We start from the raw sequence: 20,046 nt of genomic DNA, 5'->3' as shown, positions 1-20,046 counted from the left end.
AGTAGTTCATATTCTTTGGGGGGAATTGAGAATGAAAAATGCAGTCACCACGCCGCGCCTGACGCTGGTCGTTCCGTGTTACAACGAGGAACCCATGTTGCCGACCAGCGCTCGCGTCTTAGGCGGAATTATGGCAAAATTAATCACCCAACATCAGATTACCCAAGATAGTAAGATTCTATTCGTCGACGACGGTAGCCAGGATCGGACCTGGGACCTGATCACACAGCTCCGTCACGACCAATCGCTCTTCACAGGCTTAAAATTCAGTCGAAACTACGGTCAGGAAGCCGCCTTAATGGCCGGCATGCAGGTCGCACACCGCTACTCCGATCTCATCATCACCATCGATGCCGACCTTCAGGACGACCCACAGCTCATCTTCAAGATGGTCGAGAAGGCTCACGCCGGCTTTGATATCGTCTACGGGGTACGCAACGACCGGACTACCGACACGTGGTTCAAGCGAACCACCGCGCAAAGCTTTTACTGGTTCATGCGAAAAATGGGGGTTGAGTTGGTACCCAACCATTCCGACTTTCGCCTGATGAGTCGACGGGCCATCGCCGCTTTAATGCAGTTTCGGGAATCCCGGCCCTTCATTCGGGGAATCATCCCCCAACTAGGATTTCCTAGCACGCGGCTGTACTACAAGCGCGCGCCGCGAAAGGCTGGCACCTCGAAATACCCACTGCGTAAGATGATTCGCTTTGCCCTCGATGGCCTCTTCTCCTTTTCCGTGGCACCCATTCGCGCCGTTCTATACGCCGGAACCGCCATCTGTATTGGGGCATTTGTCATGTTACTGTGGATTTTCATTCAACACTTTCGAGGCGTGGTCGTCACCGGCTGGAGTTCGATCATGTTGTCGCTATGGTTCCTCGGGGGGTTCCAGTTGGTGGCCATTAGCATCATCGGCGAATACGTCGGGCGGTCCTTTACGGAAGCCAAACACCGGCCCCGCTTCATTATTCAAACGGACACTTTCACACCGGCGTTTTCCAAGACGAAGCCGGTCGTGGCCGAATTTCGCTTTGACCACCAATCCGTTAAGTAAGGAGGAAACTCATGTCGATTCGCAAGCGTTTGGCCATGGGACTGTGTGGCCTCATTAGTTTCACCATCTTCGCTACCGGCCTATTGGCAACGCTAGCGCCCGTTACCTTTCGGGTCGATCATGATTGGCTGTCGCCACTGCTGATCCTCCTAGGCACGGGAGTCTACGTGGGCGGTATTGGCCTAGCCTTCCGGTGGTTTCACCGGCTCAGCCGTTCACAGCACCGGTGGCTCACCGGCATGCTGTGGGGGTTGCTCTTAGTCATTCAACTTTATGTGGCGTTCAACTGGGTGTCCGCCCCGCGCGCCGACCTGTACTTTGTGCATCAACAAGCGTTGGCGCTTCTGAATGGCAGTCATCACTGGGCCCCATACTTTTACACCTATCCCAACAACGTCGGCTTCACCATTTTGTTGAGCGGCCTGTTAAAGGTCGGCCACGGATTGCTGGGGGGCCAGACCGGTGTTTGGCTCAACCTCTTTCAATTTGCGTGGCTGGACCTCGGCCTACTCGTGGCCTGGTGGGCGCTTCACCGCCGTAACCCGGCGCGCGGACACCTCTTTTTAACGCTGGTAATCGGCACCGTGCCGTTTTACGCCTACGCGTTAAACACCTATAGTGACACCTATGTCTTGCCCATCGGCCTCGTCATTGTGGTCTTAATGCGTGGATTACTTCGAGCTAAGACTTGGCGGCAAATCGCGCCCCGGACGGTCGGTTTGGGCCTCCTATTGACGTTTGCCTACCTATTGAAGGCCAACTTCATCGTCTTAATCATTGCCGTTCTCCTGATTCTCTGGCTATTGCCGAACCCCACGCCACACCCCCTCATCACGCGTAGCGGCATTACCCTGGTAATCCTCGCGCTTTTGCTAGGGGGCGTCCTGGCGACCCAGGCCGGCGAACGGGCGGCCGGTTATCAGGCCCGGCTCAATCAATCGCTGCCCGCCATGAGCTGGATTGCTATGAGTTGGAATCCCGAGAACCACGGCGAATACAATCGTGCCGATGTCGCACCGATCATTAAGCTCCCCACGGTTGCAGCCAAGCAGCAGCGTGCCCAGGCCAACCTCCACCATTATTTGCAGGAAATGGGGCCCATCGGTGTCGTCCATCACCTGTATCGCAAAGCGCGCCTCTTCCTGGCCACCGGGACCTTTGACAGCTTTCAGATTTCACCGGCCTTCGATCGCGCACCGACCTGGTATCGCCAGCACCGCAACACCACGGACTGGTTACTGGCCAATTGGTGCCAAATCAATTACCTGGCCCTCCTGATTGTGACCTGCGGCTGGGGAATCCAGCAGATTCGCCGTCGTAAATTAAGCGCAGCCTACTTGCTCGCCGGCACCTTCATCATTGGGCTAATCTGTTTTCACGTCATCTTCTGGGAAACGGAGGAACGCTACGCCCTGCCAATCCTGCCACTGTTAATTGCCGGCACCGCCGCGGGTTACCGTCAGCCAGTGAACCTGTTGCAGTGGTCACAACGGTCCCGATGGTTGCCGCTGGGGATGGCAATCGCCTTCACGGCCATGCTCGGCCTCGGGGCTTGGCAGAACTACGACCTGATCACGCGCCCTAAAGACCACCCTATCAGCGTCATCAGTCAAAATGAGGGCCGCTACTACCAGAACCACAAGGTCAAGCTGGCTCGCGGCCAATCGCTCACCCAGCCATTCACCGCTAAATTGCCGTTCGATCACCTACTCATCAACAACGGCGAGGCCTTTACGGGTCGGCTAACGATTCGCGATAGTCGCGGAACTCACGTCTGGGAAACACAAGGCAAGCAGTTAGCCCTGGACCAACGCCTGCCGCTCTTCCCGGCCGGTCACTACCGGCTGACGATTACGGCAACCCGGCGAAAACCTCAGGCGTTAGTCACGGCCCCCGCCAACTACGCCTTACTGCCACAGCCACTCACCACGCATCCCCACCAGTACCTGCGCTTCTTCATCGACCAGCACAGCTACGGTCCGATGTTGACGTTGAGCAAGCTCTGGTTGATTGTGGGCGCCATCTGGCTCGGTGGCCTGGTGATTATCGACCGCTTCTACTGGTACCGTCGCCGAATCTAAAAAAACAGTCAAACGACTTGCCTTCGAGTCGCTCTAAGGTACTAGAATGGAACCATAGGCAAATTTGCCCATATTTCATTGACCTGAACGCAACAAAAGGAGCAAATAATTTGAAAGAAATCAACCAACAAACTTTAACCGGGGAGCGCGCCTTGTTCCAAGGCCACGACCTCCACATTACCAATAGCACGTTCGTAGACGGCGAATCGCCACTAAAACACAGTCAAAACGTGGCCATCGACCACACCATTTTTAAATGGAAATATCCCCTGTGGTACACCAATCACGCCACGCTCGACCACACCACGTGGCAACCGGACGCCCACGCCGGCATCTGGTATACGCGCGATCTGACCCTGAAACATAGCATGGTCCGCGCCACCAAGACCTTCCGGCATGCCCAGAACATTCATCTGGATGACGTCACCTTCGCCAACGCTGGAGAAACCCTGTGGTGGTGCAAGGACATCACCCTCGACAACGTCACGGCGACCGGGGATTATTTCGGCATGAACAGCGAAAATGTCGTGGCCAACAACCTGAAGGTCAACGGCAACTATGCCTTCGATGGCAGTAAGAACGTCGAGGTTCACAACTCTACCTTCATCACCCACGATGCCTTCTGGAACTGTGATAACGTCACGATTTATGATTCCACCATTATCGGCGAATACCTCTCCTGGAACACCAAGAACATTACCTTCGTCAACTGTTGGCTGGAAAGCGACCAAGGCCTCTGTTACGTCGACCATCTGACCATGAAGAACTGTTCGCTCATCAATACCGATCTGTCCTTCGAATATTGTTCCGACATTGATGCTACAATTAATACAACCATTGATAGTGTCAAGAACCCTATTAATGGCCGCATCACGGCACCGGCAATTGGCCAGGTGATCTTTGACGATCCCGCCATCGATGCCCATCGGACCATCATCTCAACGACTCAGGAGGCTTCCGCATAATGCGTTATAACTTTTCAGAAATGATTAATCGGCGCAACACGAATTCCGTTAAATGGGACGTGGGCGCCAACGAACTGCCCATGTGGGTGGCCGACATGGATTTCCGGACCGCACCGGGAATCGTCGATGCCATCAAACGCAAGGCCGACACCGGGATCTTCGGTTACGAAGAGGTCCCCGCGGCCTACTTTGAGGCCGTTCAACACTGGTATGCCACCGAACACGACTGGGCACCCAACACCGACTGGATGCGCTTTGTGACCGGCGTGGTCCCGGCCATCTCCTCGGCCGTGCGCCGGGTCAGTCACGTGGGCGATAACGTCTTAGTCCAAGCACCCGTTTACAACATTTTCTACAACTCGATCGTTAACAATGGGCGCCACGTTCTCTCCAGCGACCTGCAGTACCACGATGGCGAATACACCATTGATTGGGACGACTTAGCGGCCAAGATGGCGGAACCGCTGACCACCATGATGATTCTCTGCAATCCGCACAACCCCGTTGGCAAAATCTGGACGGTCGACGAACTGCGGCGGATCGGTGAACTAGCCGCCCAAAACCACGTGGTCGTCTTTGCCGACGAGATTCACGGCGACATCACCGAAACGGGCTACGGCTATACGCCGTTCGCTTCGGCCGGTGACGTTTGCGCCAACAATAGCGTTACGGCTGTCTCACCAAGCAAAACCTTTAATGTGGCTGCCCTCCACGCCGCCACGCTCATTATTCCCAACGAAAACCTGCGCAACATCGTGGACCGCGGTATCAACACCGACGAGCTGGCCGAACCCAACGCCTTTGCCATCGACGGTAGTATTGCCGCTTACACAACCGGTGCGGAGTGGGTTCACGAGATGAACGCCCAGGTCACGGCCAACAAGCAAGCCCTGACCCAACTCGTCGCAAAAGAATTGCCCGAATTGCACGTCATCATCGGTCACGCCACCTACCTCGTGTGGATCGACTGCACCGCGGTGACCACCGATACCACGGCGCTGTGTGACTTCATCCGTCAAAAGACCGGTCTGTTTATCTCGGCCGGTTCCGTCTACGGCGGCGACGGTCACGACTTCGTCCGCATCAACGTGGCCTGCCCGGCCGAACGCCTGCAGGACGGTCTCGACCGTCTCGTCACCGGCGTACGCGACTTTCAAAAAGCATAAATAATACAATACGTCAAAAGGCGATTAGCCGCAGAGCTCCGGTCTTGGATGGTTGGGCTTAACCGTTTTAAGCGAAATCAGTTGCCTTTAGGGTGTACGTTTCGACCATCTAATATCGGTGTATCAGGGTTTGAGGACTTTCCCCCAAACCCTTTTCTTTAACCACCAGTCCCTAAATTCCTAACCGTCACCCAACGTTCTGGCCGTTTTGCAACCCACATAACTTTTCGCGGATTCACAAGCACGCCCGACCGGTTTTCGGCGGCCCCTTGCTATACTTGATATTAAAGATGTTTCCCAGAAAATCACGAGGAGGAACCTACCATGACGATGATGAATCCCGAAGCTGCACAAGACGTTTACCGCGATGCCGGCGATAACATTCAATTCACAACCTATCTCATCGACCGCACCGATATCGAAAAGGACCGCCGCGCCCTAGCCGAGTTTGCTGATCGCCTGGCCGCCATTCAACGGAGCATGGTCATTCGCTACCCGGACGCCCACCTCAAAGTCGCCTTTGGCTTCGGGGCAACGGCCTGGCGGCTACTCTTTCCGACCGCTAGCCAGCCCAAGGAGCTCGTCGACTTCACGCCAATCAAGGGACCGCGTTACACCGCGCCGGCCACGCCAGGCGACCTATTCATGCACGTGCGCGCCAAGGATCAAGCCGTGGTCTTCGAGGTCATGGACCAAGCGCGAGAATTCCTGCGGGACTGGACCACGGTCGTGGACGAGACTCAAGGCTTTCGTTACTTCGAGGGGCGGGCCATCATCGGCTTTGTCGACGGCACCGAGAATCCCGCCAGCAATGACGCGACCCAGTACGCCCTCATCGGTGACGAGGACCCCGAGTTCGTGAATGGCTCCTACGCCTTTGCGCAGAAATACACGCATAACATGGACGCCTGGAATGCTCTCCAAACCGAAAGCCAGGAAAAGGCAATCGGCCGCCATAAGTTCACCGACCGGGAGTTGGACGATGAGGAAAAACTTCCCAACGCCCACAACCTGGCTTCCCAGGACAACGCCAACGGCATCGAACACAAGATTGTGCGGATGAACGTGCCCTACGCCAAGCCCGGCGAAGGCATCGTGGGCACCTACTTCATCGGATACGCCCGCCACTTCACCGTCACGCAACGGATGCTGCAGAACATGTTTACTAAGAGCGACCGGCTCCTGGACTTCAGTACCCCAATTACCGGGAACGTCTTCTTCATCCCTTCACGGTTAATGCTGGCGCGCATTGCCGAGGGTGAATTATTTCCCGTAGAATAGTCGTCAGCCGAACCGCCACCAGTGATGACCCACTGTGGGCGGTTTTTCTGTGTTGTTTGCCCACTAACCCGATCCCAATGTCAGAAATATTTTAAAATCGCGGTGTGAGTCCGGTATTAAACCATTGCGAGCGCATACAAGTAAGTCGCTTACGTTGACCTTTCGCCGTTATGAGGGTATCTTAGTGGGGTTGTTATCAAGAATTTAATGCCGATTGGTTTGCGTTACCTGGGGTAATCTCACCAATCAATCTAGACCCTAAGGAGTTGACTCGTTTTGGACGAAGCCGAAAGAGAACGGGGACCGTGGCGTCGTAATCTCCGTGTTCTCTGGTTCTGTACGTTCGTTGCCGGTATGGCTTTCAGTGAAATCATGCCGTTTTTGTCGTTATATATTAGTAGTTTGGGAAATTACACCAAATCACAGGTCACCATGTATAGTGGGCTCGTCTACGCCGCGGATTTCTTCGTCAGCGCGATTGCCTCCCCACTCTGGGGCATGGTCGCCGATCGCAAGGGCCGCAAGCTCATGTTGCTCCGTTCCTCGCTGGGAATGGCCGTGGCCATGGGCCTGATGGGGTTTGCGACCAGCGTTTGGCAGTTAGTCGCATTGCGGGCCCTACAAGGGGTCTTCGCGGGCTTCATCTCTAACGCCCAAGCCCTCGTGGCCTCACAGACCCCACGGAAACATTCCGGGGCCTCCCTCAGCACCCTGATGACCGGGGTCACCAGCGGAATGTTACTGGGCCCCGTCATCGGCGGGGTGCTGGCGCAACTCTTCTCGATTCGCCTCACCTTCTTCATCACGGCGGGCCTGCTCCTGCTGACGTTCTTTCTGAGCTGGATCTTCGTCGAGGAGCAGTTCAAGCCGGTCGTTCACCAGCCCAACGCTCAGCACAGCCACAATCCGCTGGCCGCATTTCCCAATCCTAAATTAATTCTGGTCCTGCTGTCCTCCACGCTGATCGTTCAATTCGGCAACATTTCCATTTCGCCCATCATCAGTCTGTACGTGAAGGAACTCATGCACAACGTGGGGCCGATTACCGTGGTCGCCGGCATTATCGCCGCGCTCCCCGGGATTTCAAACATCATCGCTGCCCCACGGTTGGGCCGTTACGGTGACCATCACGGGTCCGGTAAGGTTCTACTCTTCGGCTACATCTTCGCCACCGTCATGTACCTGCCGCAAGGCTTCGTCACCAGCGTGTGGATGCTTGGGATTTTACGGTTCATGATCGGGATTTCCGATGGGGCCCTCTTCCCCGAAATTCAGACGCTGCTGACCAAGAACTCGCCGGTCGAACTTACCTCGACCGTCTTTAGCTGGAACCAGTCCTTCCAGTCGATCGGTAACATGCTGGGGTCGCTTCTCGGTGGTTGGATTGCCGGTATCTTCAATTATAATGCCGTCTTCATCTCAACGGCCATCCTGATGCTGATTAACCTCGCCATCGTGTGGTGGTTAATCCCCGAAATTCGGAAACCCCAGATTCAGGTTGCTAACGACTGAGGTTGTCAGAAAAGTTTAAACCAGCTCACCCCATTTGGCCTAATCAGCTCAATTCGTGCGAGCGCAAAAAAATTGCTGATAGTCATTGACGTTTCGCGGTTTGCGCGGTATGTTAATGACAATATCAGCAATTTTTTAATGGCTTAAGGAGTTGACCATCGTGGATGAAGCCGAGGAGAATCAAGATCTCTGGCGGCGGAACCTCCACATTCTGTGGTTCTGTTCGTTTATCGTGGGTATGGCCTTTAGTGAAATCATGCCCTTTTTGTCTTTATATGTTAGCAGTCTCGGGCACTACACCAAGGCGCAGGTCACCATGTACAGTGGGCTGGTCTACGCCGCCGACTTTTTCGTGGGGGCCATCGCCGCACCACTCTGGGGCATGGTCGCCGATCGCAAGGGCCGCAAACTGATGTTACTGCGAACCTCCCTGGGGATTGCCGTGGCCATGGGCCTCATGGGGCTAGCGACCAATGTCTGGCAGCTGGTCGCCCTGCGTTCCTTACAGGGGGTCTTTGCCGGCTACATCCCCAACGCCCAGGCCCTCATCGCCGCCCAGACACCGCGAAAATACTCGGGTGCGGCCTTGGGTACGCTGACCACTGGCGGTACCAGCGGTAACCTGCTGGGTCCGATCATCGGTGGGGTGCTCGCCCAGCTCTTCTCCATTCGCATGACCTTCTTCGTGACGGCTTCGCTACTGCTCATCACCTTCGTGCTCAGCTGGGTGTTGGTCAAGGAAAACTTCAAGCCGGCTCCCCGTCGGCCGAAAACGGAAAAACGGTCCAATCGCTTGGCCGCCGTGCCTAATTTAAAATTAATCATTCTTCTCCTGAGTTCCACCATGTTCGTGCAGTTTGGGAACACGTCCATCTCGCCCATCATTAGCCTGTACGTCAAGGAACTCATGCACAACGTGGGCCCGATTACCGTGGTTGCCGGCATTCTCGCCGCGCTACCCGGTATCTCTAACATCATCGCCGCGCCCCGCTTGGGTCGGTACGGCGACCACCACGGGTCCGGCCGCGTCCTGCTCTTCGGTTACATCTTCGCCACGGTCATGTACTTTCCGCAGGGATTCGTCACCAGCGTCTGGATGCTGGGAATTCTGCGGTTCATGATTGGGATTTCCGACGGGGCCCTGTTCCCCGAGATTCAGACCCTGCTGACCAAAAACACGCCGGTTACGTTGACGTCCACCGTCTTCAGCTGGAACCAGTCGTTTCAATCGATTGGCAACATGTTGGGGGCCTTGCTGGGTGGGTGGCTCGCCGGGATCTTCAACTACAACGCCGTCTTCTTCTCAACGGCCATCCTGATGCTCATCAACCTCGCCTTGCTCTGGTGGTTCGCGCCGGAAATTCGCCAGCGACCGGCGACTTCCGACTAGATTGGGTTAAACCAGTCGCCTCCGGCTGAGATCGCCGGACGACCCACGAATGGCGGCACCGTCTCGTTGATTGACGCACAACGCTTCATAACCTGGCGAGGCGGCTGAAGCTCGTTCACACCAGCGTAGCCGTGAGTGAGTCAAATCTGGGCTCAGCCGGGGCATTTATGGCCGGTCTTGCCATAAATGGGCGACTTGGAAACGCCGATTTTTGGCGGTTCCAAGCGAGTCCTGAGACCGTTCCTTCAGGCTCAGGGCGTCCTCCCCCAGCGTTCCAGCCCAGATTTGGCGAACGGTAAGGCGGCCAGTTTCATCCACATTAAACTTTCAATTCACACCACGACACCATCTTTATCTGGGTCGTGGTGTTTACGTTATCCGGCGAAACGCGTGTCAAAGCGTGGTTCGGCCGGCACCGGGGCCGGGGCCACGCCGAGGAGCGCGCCGAGGCTACCGAAGCCCTCGACCAGGTCCGTGGTCATCCCCGCTCGCAACAACTGTTGTTGGGCGGTGCGCAGGTCGCCCGGCAAGTCTTCGATGTCATCCGTACGGCTCACCAACACCCGCGGAACGGCCACGGCTGAAGCGGCCGTGATGACCGTCTTGACCGTATCGACCAGGTGAATGGTCGGCGCCAGGGCCACCACCATATCCTGGTCCAGCATGGCCGCGCTCAAGCCGCCCTCATCCATTGTTTCTCCCGTGAGGCCGGTCACACCTGCGGGCAGCGCCACTTGACTAGGGGTATAAACCGTTACCTCAAGCGTCATATTCTCACTGAGTTGGCGGACAAACGCCTGACTGGTCAGGTCTAACGGACCCGCAATTAAGATTCGTTTCAAGTTTGTAACTCCCTTTCCTCATAACTGATGAGTCAGATTATACGGGGTTAGAGTAGGTCGAAGGCAAGCCCTTTTTATAAAAAAATTGATGAGAAATTATGGGAAAATCCACACTTTCAATAAGGCGTCTCTTATTAAAAACTACTTTAGGTATGTTATGATTAAATTGGTGGAAGGCCGAAAAAAAGGCAAACGGCGCTATTCCGGGGTTTTAACGGGCAGGAAAGCTGTTTCACACCCGCCCATTATCAACACGCGCAATAGTTATCTTTTGGAAAACGTGTCAGACTCGTGTACAATAGCTATATTCATAAGTGCCCACCTAACCAAATACGACCGGATTCCAAGTTGCTTCGCTTCGCGTGTGCCACTTTGGCATGCCGATCGTTCTTTTATATTTCTGGCGTTTTTCCAGAAGTGTGACATCACTACACAGGAGGTTAATCTATGCTACTTTCAATGGAACATCTACGTAAGGAATATCCCAATGGTAAAGTTGCCGTTGACGACTTTAACTTACAAGTCGACCGCGGGGAATTTATCTCCTTTATCGGGACGTCTGGTTCGGGGAAGACCACGACCATGCGGATGATCAATCGCATGCTGCACCAGACCTCGGGAACCATCAAGATTGATGGCAAGGATATTTCTAAGATGGACCCCGTCAAGCTTCGGCGCTCCATTGGCTACGTGATTCAAAACATCGGGCTCATGCCGCACATGACGATCCAAGAAAATATTGAGATCGTCCCGAAACTACTCGGCTGGTCCAAGGAAAAACGGGCCGAGCAGGCTAAAAAAATGATCAACCTGGCCCAACTGCCAGAAGAAATGCTCAAACGCTACCCCGGCGAACTCTCCGGTGGGCAGCAGCAACGGATCGGGGTTGTCCGGGCCCTGGCCGCCGACCAAGAAATTATTCTGATGGATGAACCCTTTGGTGCGTTGGACCCCATCACCCGTGAGTCGCTGCAGGACTTGGTCAAGCACTTACAAGAAGACTTGGGTAAGACCTTTATCTTCGTTACCCACGATATGGACGAAGCCCTCCACCTTTCGACGCGCGTGGTCATCATGAGCCACGGCAAGCAGGTGCAGGTCGACACGCCCGAAAATATTCTGCGGCACCCGGCCAACGAGTTCGTCACCAACTTAATCGGTGAGGAACGGCTGATCAGAGCGCAACCAAACATTCTCTCCGTTAGCCAGATCATGCTGAAGAACCCGGCCGCCATCACACCAGACAAGACGTTGGATGACGCCATCGATCTGATGCATGACCGGCGAGTGGATACGCTGCTGGTCACGGACGCATCCGGCGTGCTCCAAGGCTACGTCGATTTGGACGACATCAACCGGATTACCGATGCCACCACGCCAGTTAGCCGCTTCACCAACCACGAAGTCTTCTACGTTCAGGCCAGCGCCCTCATCGGGGATACCGTTGACCGGATTCTAAAACAGGGGGTTAAAAACGTTCCGGTTGTTGACGCCAAGAAACACCTGGTCGGAATCGTCACGAGAACCGCATTGGTTGACATTGTCTACGATGCCTTGCGTGGCGCACCGGCTACCGATGAAGAACCGGCCTCACCAATCAACGCGGATATTCACGCTGCCGCAACACATGAAGGGGGCGAATCATCACAATGATTCACTTCTTACAAGTCTACGGGATGCAGCTGATCGATAAGACCGGCCAACACCTCTATATTTCTGCGGCCGCGTTGCTTCTCGGCATTATCGTCGCGGTTCCCTTAGGCATTCTCCTGACGCGGATGAAACGCGGTGCCAACGCCATCATCACTCTGGCCGGTGTTCTGCAGACCATCCCCGCCATGGCGTTACTGGCCATCATGATCCCCATCTTCGGGATTGGGTCCACGCCGGCCATCGTTGCCCTATTCATCTATTCTCTACTCCCCATCTTACGGAACACCTACCTGGGGATGGAGGGCGTCTCGCCGACCGTGCGGGATGTCGCGAAAGGCATGGGGATGACCTGGTGGCAATCCATGCTACGGGCCGAGATTCCCCTCGCCGCCCCGGTGATTATGTCCGGGATTCGACTGTCGGCGACCTACGTCATCGCATGGGCCACCCTGGCTTCCTACATTGGTGCCGGTGGTCTGGGGGACTTCATCTTCAACGGGTTAAACCTCTACCGCTCCGATTTGATTCTGGGCGGGTCGATTCCCGTTATTTTGCTGGCCCTACTCGTCGATTATTTGTTAGGTAAATTAGAAAACGCCGTGACACCACGGCAGTTACGATAGGAGGTCCGTCATGCGAAAACATTTACGTCAATGGCTAGCCGGACTTCTGTTAGTCATCGTACTCTTACCCATTGGTGGGTGTAGCTTACCCGGTCTGAGTGGCTCCGGCGATAACACCGTACGGATTGCCTCGCAGAACACCACGGAACAGCAGATTATGGCCTACATGATTCAGGGCATGATCAGCCACTACACCGACCTCGATTCAACGATTGTTAATAACCTCGGTTCCGGAAATGTTAGTTTTAACGCCTTAAAGAACGATAACGCCGACATTTCCTCCATTCGATTCAACGGGACCGACCTGACCACCATCTTAAACGAAAAGTTCGAACGCGACCCGGCCAAGGTCAACTCGACCGTGGTCCGCGAATTCCAGAACCGCTACCACATGACTTACTTTAAGTCTTACGGATTCGCCGATACCTACGCGTGGATGGTCAAGAAGAGCTACGCCAAGAAGCACCACTTAAAGACGGTCAGTGATTTGAAGAAATTAGCGCCGAACATGCGTGTCGGAATTGACCAAATTTGGCAAAACCGTCAGGGTGACGGTTACCCCGCCTTCCAGAAGGATTACGGCTTTAGCTTCGGCACGGTCTACCCCATGCAGGTTGGTCTGCTCTACGACGCGCTTTCCGCTGGCAAAATGGACGCCATTCTGGGATACTCCACCGACGGCCGGGTTGGCAGTTACGATCTGACCCTCTTGAAGGACGACCGGAACTTCTTCCCACCATACGATGGGAGTCCGGTTGCCACCGACGCCATCCTGAAGAAACATCCGGAATTAAAGGGTGTCTTGAACCGGTTGGTCGGCAAGATTTCACTGAAGACCATGCAGAATCTGAACTACAAGGTCGATGACCAACTGGAAGAACCACAAACCGTGGCCAATGATTTCTTGAAGCAACACCACTACTTTGAAGGGGGGAACTAGGCATGAAAGACATGGGCTTATTCAGTCAACTGATTTACTACTTCTCGCATAACGGGATGTACGTCCTCAGTCAATTTAACCAGACGTTCCTCGTCTCCATCTATGGGGTCTTGTTTGGCGCCATCGTGGGGATTCCCATTGGGATTTGGATCTCGCAAAACCGGAAGCTCTCGCCGATTATCATCGGGATTGCCAACGTGATTCAAACCATCCCTTCACTGGCGATGCTGTCCATCTTGATGCTGGGCTTAGGCCTGGGGCAAAACACCGTGATTGCCACCGTCTTCCTCTACTCCCTGCTACCCATCGTGAAGAACACCTACACGGGGATGCTGAGCGTGGACCAGGACGTCTTGGATGCCGGTAAGGGCATGGGGATGACCCGTTTCCAAATCATGAAAACCATTCGGATTCCGCTGTCACTGTCTGTGATTATCGCTGGGATTCGTAACGCCTTAGTGCTGGGAATTGGGATTACCGTGATTGGGTCCTTCATTGGGTCCGGTGGTCTGGGCGATATTATCGTCCGTGGGACCAACGCGACCAATGGGGGCGCCATCATCTTGGCCGGGGCGTTGCCGACGGCGTTGATGGCAATCATCACCGACTTGGTCCTCTCCTTCATCGAAAAGCGTTTGACGCCCAAGACTTCCTCGGAAAACTAAGGGACTACCGCAACATTCGCTCAAAGATCCGCCTTACCAGTTGCTTCGCCTGCGGCTGCCAGGGGTTCCGCCTGCTGTGGGGACCGGCAAGAGCCACAGTGCGGTCTCTTGCCTCGCCTTGAAGCCACGCAAAACCCGCGAGTCTTCAAGGTCGTCCGGTGAAGTAAGCTGGTTAAAAAACACCAGCTAACTTCACCCTCACGGCTGGCTCCACCCCTGACCACCTACGGCTACACAACTGTACTTTGATCGACCGTCATGACTGACGCTTAGCCAGCTGTGCACTTGCCGTCAGTAGGTTCCTCTCGCCTGGCTACGTTACTAGACGCCGAGGGGCAAAACCATCAGCACACACTTGATTTCAAAGGGTTGGCAGTTTACTGCCAGCCCTTTTTGCTTGCAGCCTGGGACAAAACCTCCCAGGTTCGTTCGTGTCACCTTTACATGGCTTAAACGTGCGCCAAAAGGCAACCGGCTCCGCTTAAAACTGATAACCAAACAATCCAAGACCAGGCTTATCCGGTTATCAGCCTTAATGCTCGCCGGCTAATCGCCTTTTGTTTCACTCTCTTTTTGCTTTGGCCGGGGACCTTGACGCCGCTCATCTCTGGGAAGTTTGGTATACTTGAGCTGAAAGAAGGGATGCCGTCATGGCACAGGAACCGTTGTTGAATCCGCTATATATCGAACAATACGGTGTTACTTACGTTGATCCCATTAATTACGGCAGCTTAAAGATGCTTTACCAGGCTCAGGATACGCGCGATAAGCTGACGATTGATTACGACCGGCTACTCCTCATCGGGCAAAACGATATGACGTGGCAACTCAAGCCCGCCGACCGAGAGCGCTTTAAGCCCTTTTACTTTCTAGACAGTTCTATGTACACCTACGATGAGATTCTAAGAGCAATGTACCGCGATCGGGATAGATTCGGTAAAACCATCGCGGACGACATCCGCTGGACGCAGGCCATCATCAGCGCTGCCTGCAGCCCTAGTACCATCAACCCTGGTCACATGCGCAAGCCGCGGCATCGCTTCTTCGGCACCGGTGGCGGTGGTGGTAGTGACTACGCGGCCATAGCTACCGGCCTGTGGTGGGGCGCCATGTGTGGCAACGACTTTAAGGACTTCTAGCCCCACCCACTAACTCTATTCAAAGGGGAGCACTCTTCGTGAAACGACTTCATCAAGTCGCCATCGACTTTTCCGTCGGGACGCTTAATTTCTTAGCAAATGTCGGCATTATCCTGCCCTACGTGTTGATTCTGGCCAAGTGGCAGCAGACGCAAAGCGAAACGTATCTGATCGCCCTGGTGGCCTTCTACATCTCGCGGGCCGCCAGCATCTTCTACACCAAGCGCCTGAATCTCAAGTCCAGCACCTACCTAATTCTCAGCCTAACATTGGGCGCAGCCGGTAGCCTGCTCTTCGCGGCGATGGCTCACCTGGGCTGGCTGATCATCGGTGGACTCCTATGGGGCTACAGCGCCGCCACCATTTGGCCGTACTTCTTGACGGTCAAGCTCCACCTGACGCACACGGCGAATTTTAAAATGAAACGACTCTACTGGCTCATCTTCGCCGGTCTGGCGGTGATCGTCGGCGCCGATGTGCTAGCCAAGTTCGACTACACGTTGACCTTTATCCTGCTGGGACTGCTCTACCTCGCAGCGTTGCCCGGTGGCCTGCTACTAAGCAACTTCACCAGCGACTTCTACCGGGCTAAACCGCGGCAGGTTCACGGCCTCTCGCAGGCTTGGCGTTGGGGATTGTCCCTCGTCTTCTTTGCGGTCATCGCCGTTTTGACCACGTTGCGGAAGGCCACCGTCAACCTGCCCAGCTGGGTCACGCTGGCCATCATCGTGGTGGCCCTCGTGATCTTAATCATCGAGCTCATCGCCGACTGGCACGTTCTCCCCAACTATAAGATGCGCCTGCTGAACCGGGGGTTTCTGGTCAGCCTCGTGCTGTTATTTAACAGTTTCCTGGCCTACTTCTATCTGGGGACGGTCGGCATGTACGCCGTCTTTGCCGTCTATCTGCTGGGGTTTGAGACCGGCTACACCGTCTTTAACCTAGTGGGCCACCACCGTCCCGCAGCGGCTCGTAAGGCCAGCCTCGTCAGTCTGCTGGTGGGTCAGCTACTCCTGCTAGTGCCCTGGGTCGGTAGCTACCTCGTGGGCCTGCTACTCATCACCCTCTACGTCGGTTACGACAATCCCACTATCAACGAGACCCTCTACAGCCTCGATAGCATCGATGCGGACAGTGCCATTATCCATAAATACCGGTTCTCGACCTATGGCGGCCTGCTCTGCCAATTGGTCATGTTTGGCCTGCTGGTGGCCGTTAGCGCGGTCGCCAAGGTGCCGCTCCTTAATTTCTTTAAACCCAGCGACACGACCGATTTTAGCCTGTATTTCTATGGTCTAAGCTGGCCGCTCGTCTTGGTTTCGCTGTTCATTTCGCTCGGTAACATCCGATCATTACGTATTGACCACGCCAAGAAGCAAGCGGCACGGGACAATTAATCTAAAATTCACGACAAAACGCCCAGGGAATTGGCCCCCGGGCGTTTTAGTTCGCTTATAATTTAATTTATAGTGCGTCCTAATTTACTTTAGCCAGCCGCTCTGGTAAAGTTGGCTAACAGACTAAATTCGGAGGAACGCCCATGAAATTACGATTCAACATCGCTACCCTTTTCCAGTGGTTCGGCCTGTTTATCTGCTTTAAAATCGCGGGTTGGCTACTGGCCATGCTCGATTTAGACGGATTCGGTGGACTCAGCTTCTTGGGGCAATTCTTCCTGGGCACCCTTATCTTTATCGGCGCAATGAGCCTGCCCCCGCGGCCGGAACGCAAGCCGAATAGTCGACCGCAAGACAAAACCAGGCTGCCCACCTCATCGCGATGGAGAACCTGGTTCTAGCTTCTATTCACTGCTGTGTTGCGTTTAGTTCGGCACCGTTTCGACCCACTTCTTAAGAAAAACGATATTGAGTCCCGCCTCAATGGCCGCAACCACCAGAAAGGCCACGATGTTCACCAGAAAGCCAGTGCCCCCGGTCAGCAAGTCGCCCACGTGGTTGGCGGCGTCGACCAGGTAACCGGCGATCCAGACGACCAGTACAATCATCACCAGATAGAGAATGATGTTGATCAATCGGCGGCTCGTGACGGGTAAGAAGTTGTTGGTGACGCTGACGACCAGATGAATGAAGGATACCGTGGTCCAGCCCAGAATGGCCAGCGCGAGACCCACAGCGGCTATCCCAACCAGCGCCTTCAACGACTGCTCACTGGAGTAGGTCGGCCCGCTAGCCGCTTTTAACCACGCCGTCAAATACCGATTGTCGAAGACTTCGGCCACCGCGTAGAAGACGACCTGAATCACGCCAAAGTACACGAACATCACCAGCGAGGTCAGCAAGTCGGTTAGGTAAAGCTTGGTTTCGCCCAACGGTAAAAGCCGGTAGGTATCGCGGGTATAGACCCGCTCCGTCTGAATCGACAAGAGAACGAACGCCACGATGAACCCCAAGACGGACCAGGACAACACCGACCAGAAGGTTTCGCCGCCCTGAACCCCCGCGGTAGCAAAGCGCCACAGGAGCGTTGCCGCCATCACGGCCAGTTCCGCCAGGATTAGCCAGTTCATCAGTCGGAAACGACTGCGCCCCAATACTTTAAAGATGGCCCCAAAACTAGTCACGCTGAGCACTCCCCTCATAAAGACTTTCGTAGTAGTCTGCAATCCCCAGACCAAATTCCTCGCGCACGGCATCGCTAGCCTTATGTACGGCTACCGTTTGGTCCTTGACCACCACGATCTCATCGAGGATCGGGGCAATCTCGGACACGTAATGATCGCTAATCACCATGGTCGCGTCGTCCGGCTTCCATTTGATAATACTACTGATAATCCGCTTGCGACTCATGCTGTCAATGCCACTGAAGGGCTCGTCCAGCAGGTACAGGTTCACCTGCCGGGCCAGCGTCAAGGCGATGATGACCTTTTCCTTCATCCCCTTAGACAACGCGGCCAGCTTGAGGCTGGTGTCAATCTGGAGGAAGGTCACCAGTTCCTCGAAGCGTGCGCCGTCAAAGTCGGGATACACCGTCCGGTAGAAGCTCGCGACCTGTTCAACCCGCGTGTTGCCGCTAAATCCCCGGAGTTGCTCGGTAAAGCTGACGTGGCTGCGATGATGGGCCGGCTGGGTGTCCCCACAAACGGTAATTGTGCCGGAACCCTTGGCACTGCCGGTAAGCAAGCGCATCAGCGTGGTCTTCCCCGCGCCGTTTTCACCCAGAAGTCCCACGATTTTACCGGTCGCTAAAGTCAGATCAACATCGTGAAGAATCGTTTTAAAGTTGTGTTTGTACCCCACGTGTTGAATGGCCAAAACGTTAGTCATGCTGTTGCCCCCTCTGTGCAATGTATTGTTTTAATCCCGCGATAATTTCATCGTCCGTTAAATTCAAGGCGTGTAACTGCTCGTAAGCCCGTTCCAATTGTTCCATGGTTAATTGCTCCTTTAGTTGCGCGAGTCGTGCCGTGTCCGTGGTGACAAAGTTGCCCTTGCCCCGCTTGGACGTGACGATCCCCGCCGTAATCATTTCTCCCAGTGCCCGCTGAACCGTGTTGACGTTCACCGTCAAGTCCACTGCCAGTTGCCGGATGGCCGGGAGCTTGGCACCAGGCGTGAGCTGACCGGTCAGCATCTCGTGATAGAGATAATTTTTGATTTGATAGTAAATCGGGACCTTATCGTCAAACTGCACGTGCGGCCGCCTCCCTAGTGTTATATTTTACTAGTACACTATAGCATTCGATTGGCTTTTTGGCAACCGACCCGGGTAAATTTCTCCGGCTAAGTGGTTAAAAAGAGGGATAGGCCCCTACGCAAAATGCCCATCTCATCAGATAGGCTGACAAGATAGGCACTTGATTTCGAGTGGATTATTTAAAATAGGTCGCATAACCTAAATAGATTGCAAGAATTATGGCACCCCAACCAACAAACCCCAAATTAAGGGTAAAACAACGCGCCAGTCAATTGGCAAGCGAACCATAAACATGATGACCCAAGATGACTTTTCAAACTGATTTAAGTCCTACAGAAAGTTTAGCACCAGCTTCATCGACTAATCTTTCTGCGACCGGTCCCCCCAAACCTCTTCTTAGTCCGACAACAACGTAATCTCTCGGCCGTCAATCGCCAGCAGGCCATCGGCCACCAGTTGCTTCAACTGGCGGCTCAGGGTCTCCGGCGTGATCCCCAGGAAGCTGGCCAACTCCTTCTTCTTTTCCGGCAAGGTAAAGTGGGTAGCCTGTTGGGCCTGACCGACTTGTTGGAGGTACGTCAGCACACGATTCTTGGCCTTGAGATTACCGGTCAGCGCGCTCACGGATTCCAGCGCCGTCAGCCGGTCGCCCAGGATATTTAATAGATTAAACGCCACGGTCGGCACCCGGTGCAGCAGATTTTGAAAATCCGCGCGGCCAATCGAACAAATCTTGGTATCCTCCACTGCCTCGGCGTAGTTAAAATGGGGCCGTTGACTGAAGAGCGCGGCCTCGCTATCAATCGCACCACTGCGCAGCATGTAGAGGACCTTCTCCTTGCCGTTTTCGTTGAGTTGATAGACCTTGACGCGCCCCTCGTCTACGATCAGCATGCGGTCGAGCGGTTTGGTCGGATCGTAGAGAATGCTGCCGCGCTTGAATTCCTGCTGATGTACGGAAATTTTCGTGAGCTCGGCAATGTCGGCATCGGCCAGTCCCTTGAAGATCGGCGCATTTTGAACACATTTAAATGGGTCGTGGGTCATCTTTTTCTCCTTTTCTTGATAATTATCAAGT

The 20,046-nt window shown here is 54.6% G+C and carries 19 protein-coding genes; 14 read left to right on the top strand and 5 right to left on the bottom strand.

Going from position 1 to position 20,046, the window contains the following annotated elements:
• Nucleotides 1-31 precede the first annotated feature (31 nt).
• The 7 genes from V8I28_RS06760 to V8I28_RS06730 all read left to right on the top strand — a co-directional run bounded on the left by V8I28_RS06760 (nucleotide 32) and on the right by V8I28_RS06730 (nucleotide 9,452).
• Complete coding sequence (locus V8I28_RS06760) at nucleotides 32-1,057, top strand: glycosyltransferase family 2 protein (RefSeq protein ID WP_341779363.1); 1,026 nt, start codon at nucleotides 32-34, stop codon at nucleotides 1,055-1,057.
• An 11-nt stretch (nucleotides 1,058-1,068) separates the two neighbouring features.
• A complete protein-coding gene (locus V8I28_RS06755) occupies nucleotides 1,069-3,138 on the top strand; it encodes a hypothetical protein (protein ID WP_341779362.1) in 2,070 nt (689 codons plus the stop codon).
• Between the two features lie 110 nt (nucleotides 3,139-3,248).
• Nucleotides 3,249-4,103 (top strand): DUF3737 family protein, encoded by an 855-nt coding sequence (locus tag V8I28_RS06750; RefSeq protein ID WP_341779361.1) that lies wholly within the window; start codon nucleotides 3,249-3,251, stop codon nucleotides 4,101-4,103.
• Nucleotides 4,103-5,269, top strand: coding sequence for a MalY/PatB family protein (locus V8I28_RS06745; RefSeq protein ID WP_341779360.1), 1,167 nt, complete (start codon nucleotides 4,103-4,105; stop codon nucleotides 5,267-5,269). Before V8I28_RS06750 ends, V8I28_RS06745 begins: the two co-directional genes overlap by 1 nt.
• 324 nt (nucleotides 5,270-5,593) lie before the next feature.
• Nucleotides 5,594-6,550 (top strand): Dyp-type peroxidase, encoded by a 957-nt coding sequence (locus V8I28_RS06740; protein WP_341779359.1) that lies wholly within the window; start codon nucleotides 5,594-5,596, stop codon nucleotides 6,548-6,550.
• A 276-nt stretch (nucleotides 6,551-6,826) separates the two neighbouring features.
• Complete coding sequence (locus V8I28_RS06735) at nucleotides 6,827-8,062, top strand: MFS transporter (RefSeq protein WP_341779358.1); 1,236 nt, start codon at nucleotides 6,827-6,829, stop codon at nucleotides 8,060-8,062.
• A gap of 160 nt (nucleotides 8,063-8,222) precedes the next feature.
• Nucleotides 8,223-9,452 (top strand): MFS transporter, encoded by a 1,230-nt coding sequence (locus tag V8I28_RS06730; RefSeq protein ID WP_341779357.1) that lies wholly within the window; start codon nucleotides 8,223-8,225, stop codon nucleotides 9,450-9,452.
• Between the two features lie 374 nt (nucleotides 9,453-9,826).
• Here the strand turns inward: V8I28_RS06730 and V8I28_RS06725 are convergent, their stop codons facing one another.
• Nucleotides 9,827-10,294 carry an NAD(P)H-binding protein gene (locus tag V8I28_RS06725; RefSeq protein ID WP_341779356.1) on the bottom strand — a complete coding sequence of 156 codons (468 nt, stop codon included), beginning with the start codon at nucleotides 10,292-10,294 and terminating at the stop codon, nucleotides 9,827-9,829.
• Nucleotides 10,295-10,741: 447 nt separating this feature from the next.
• Between V8I28_RS06725 and V8I28_RS06720 the strand changes: the two genes are divergently transcribed.
• From V8I28_RS06720 to V8I28_RS06690, 7 genes are all read left to right on the top strand, one after another.
• Nucleotides 10,742-11,947, top strand: coding sequence for an ABC transporter ATP-binding protein (locus tag V8I28_RS06720; RefSeq protein ID WP_341779355.1), 1,206 nt, complete (start codon nucleotides 10,742-10,744; stop codon nucleotides 11,945-11,947).
• On the top strand, nucleotides 11,944-12,570 hold the full coding sequence (locus V8I28_RS06715; RefSeq protein WP_341779354.1) for an ABC transporter permease: 627 nt from the start codon (nucleotides 11,944-11,946) through the stop codon (nucleotides 12,568-12,570). The genes V8I28_RS06720 and V8I28_RS06715 overlap by 4 nt, the downstream gene beginning before the upstream one ends.
• 10 nt (nucleotides 12,571-12,580) lie before the next feature.
• Nucleotides 12,581-13,510: an osmoprotectant ABC transporter substrate-binding protein gene (locus tag V8I28_RS06710; RefSeq protein ID WP_341779353.1), complete on the top strand. Its 930-nt coding sequence runs from the start codon at nucleotides 12,581-12,583 to the stop codon at nucleotides 13,508-13,510.
• Nucleotides 13,511-13,512: 2 nt separating this feature from the next.
• Nucleotides 13,513-14,175, top strand: coding sequence for an ABC transporter permease (locus tag V8I28_RS06705; protein ID WP_341779352.1), 663 nt, complete (start codon nucleotides 13,513-13,515; stop codon nucleotides 14,173-14,175).
• Nucleotides 14,176-14,825: 650 nt separating this feature from the next.
• Nucleotides 14,826-15,314: a hypothetical protein gene (locus tag V8I28_RS06700; RefSeq protein WP_341779351.1), complete on the top strand. Its 489-nt coding sequence runs from the start codon at nucleotides 14,826-14,828 to the stop codon at nucleotides 15,312-15,314.
• Between the two features lie 38 nt (nucleotides 15,315-15,352).
• On the top strand, nucleotides 15,353-16,711 hold the full coding sequence (locus V8I28_RS06695; protein ID WP_341779350.1) for a hypothetical protein: 1,359 nt from the start codon (nucleotides 15,353-15,355) through the stop codon (nucleotides 16,709-16,711).
• A 143-nt stretch (nucleotides 16,712-16,854) separates the two neighbouring features.
• Nucleotides 16,855-17,112 (top strand): hypothetical protein, encoded by a 258-nt coding sequence (locus V8I28_RS06690; protein WP_341779349.1) that lies wholly within the window; start codon nucleotides 16,855-16,857, stop codon nucleotides 17,110-17,112.
• 24 nt (nucleotides 17,113-17,136) lie between these two features.
• Here the strand turns inward: V8I28_RS06690 and V8I28_RS06685 are convergent, their stop codons facing one another.
• From V8I28_RS06685 to V8I28_RS06670, 4 genes are all read right to left on the bottom strand, one after another.
• Complete coding sequence (locus tag V8I28_RS06685; protein WP_341779348.1) at nucleotides 17,137-17,895, bottom strand: ABC transporter permease; 759 nt, start codon at nucleotides 17,893-17,895, stop codon at nucleotides 17,137-17,139.
• Nucleotides 17,888-18,598 (bottom strand): ABC transporter ATP-binding protein, encoded by a 711-nt coding sequence (locus V8I28_RS06680; RefSeq protein ID WP_341779346.1) that lies wholly within the window; start codon nucleotides 18,596-18,598, stop codon nucleotides 17,888-17,890. The genes V8I28_RS06685 and V8I28_RS06680 overlap by 8 nt, the downstream gene beginning before the upstream one ends.
• The gene (locus V8I28_RS06675) at nucleotides 18,591-18,965 is read right to left on the bottom strand and encodes a GntR family transcriptional regulator (protein ID WP_341779345.1); all 375 of its coding nucleotides are present in this window, start codon (nucleotides 18,963-18,965) and stop codon (nucleotides 18,591-18,593) included. Before V8I28_RS06675 ends, V8I28_RS06680 begins: the two co-directional genes overlap by 8 nt.
• 399 nt (nucleotides 18,966-19,364) lie before the next feature.
• Nucleotides 19,365-20,015 (bottom strand): Crp/Fnr family transcriptional regulator, encoded by a 651-nt coding sequence (locus tag V8I28_RS06670; protein WP_341779344.1) that lies wholly within the window; start codon nucleotides 20,013-20,015, stop codon nucleotides 19,365-19,367.
• Nucleotides 20,016-20,046: the final 31 nt, after the last annotated feature.

The organism is Levilactobacillus sp. HBUAS70063, assembly GCF_038374745.1.
Taxonomy (GTDB): Bacteria; Bacillota; Bacilli; order Lactobacillales; family Lactobacillaceae; genus Levilactobacillus.
Note: the sequence above shows the minus strand (reverse complement) of the source record. Positions and strands in the feature narration are given on the sequence as shown.

What these genes read in the sequence shown, in the direction of transcription:
- V8I28_RS06760 (WP_341779363.1), top strand. Translation starts at nt 32, where the DNA reads ATGAAAAATGCAGTCACCACGCCGCGCCTGACGCTGGTCGTTCCGTGT.
- V8I28_RS06755 (WP_341779362.1), top strand. Translation starts at nt 1,069, where the DNA reads ATGTCGATTCGCAAGCGTTTGGCCATGGGACTGTGTGGCCTCATTAGT.
- V8I28_RS06745 (WP_341779360.1), top strand. Translation starts at nt 4,103, where the DNA reads ATGCGTTATAACTTTTCAGAAATGATTAATCGGCGCAACACGAATTCC.
- V8I28_RS06740 (WP_341779359.1), top strand. Translation starts at nt 5,594, where the DNA reads ATGACGATGATGAATCCCGAAGCTGCACAAGACGTTTACCGCGATGCC.
- V8I28_RS06720 (WP_341779355.1), top strand. Translation starts at nt 10,742, where the DNA reads ATGCTACTTTCAATGGAACATCTACGTAAGGAATATCCCAATGGTAAA.
- V8I28_RS06715 (WP_341779354.1), top strand. Translation starts at nt 11,944, where the DNA reads ATGATTCACTTCTTACAAGTCTACGGGATGCAGCTGATCGATAAGACC.
- V8I28_RS06710 (WP_341779353.1), top strand. Translation starts at nt 12,581, where the DNA reads ATGCGAAAACATTTACGTCAATGGCTAGCCGGACTTCTGTTAGTCATC.
- V8I28_RS06705 (WP_341779352.1), top strand. Translation starts at nt 13,513, where the DNA reads ATGAAAGACATGGGCTTATTCAGTCAACTGATTTACTACTTCTCGCAT.
- V8I28_RS06700 (WP_341779351.1), top strand. Translation starts at nt 14,826, where the DNA reads ATGGCACAGGAACCGTTGTTGAATCCGCTATATATCGAACAATACGGT.
- V8I28_RS06690 (WP_341779349.1), top strand. Translation starts at nt 16,855, where the DNA reads ATGAAATTACGATTCAACATCGCTACCCTTTTCCAGTGGTTCGGCCTG.
- V8I28_RS06680 (WP_341779346.1), bottom strand. Translation starts at nt 18,598, where the DNA reads ATGACTAACGTTTTGGCCATTCAACACGTGGGGTACAAACACAACTTT.
- V8I28_RS06670 (WP_341779344.1), bottom strand. Translation starts at nt 20,015, where the DNA reads ATGACCCACGACCCATTTAAATGTGTTCAAAATGCGCCGATCTTCAAG.